The following is a 367-nucleotide window of genomic DNA, read 5'->3' as shown; positions in this document are numbered from 1 at the left end:
GCTCTTGAGCACGGCTGCCATCCGCAATCCAAGCCTCGTATCCTTGTCCGGTTTCGGCAGCGCCATCATCGTCGCTGCCCCCCTGGTGCTCGCCACCTATTCGCTGATGTCGCTGGCGGTTGCCGGCCGCGGTACCGTCGATCTGGCGGTCGGGCCTCTGCTTGCCTTCATCAACGTGTCGATCGTCAAGCTCAACATGCTCGGCGTGGTGACCGGTCCGTTCAGCGTGTTCCTCGTCGCGCTGGGGCTCGGAGTGATCTACCAGCTTATCTTCGCCCTCATCGTCATCTGGGTTAGGGTGCAGCCGATCATCGTGGCGTTGTCCGGCTTCCTGGCGCTTTCCGGCATCAATCTGGTGATCCTGAAG

At 61.9% G+C, this 367-nt stretch carries 1 protein-coding gene; it reads left to right on the top strand.

Annotated features, from left to right (window positions below):
- Positions 1-43: 43 nt before the first annotated feature.
- Positions 44-367, top strand: a 324-nt coding sequence (locus AC1D0P_RS32150; protein ID WP_477680427.1) for a hypothetical protein, incomplete at its 3' end; no start/stop codon positions are given.

The organism is Polaromonas sp. P1_G2 (assembly GCF_056405515.1).
The sequence above is the reverse complement of the archived record's forward strand: the minus strand, read 5'-3'. Positions and strand labels throughout refer to the sequence as shown.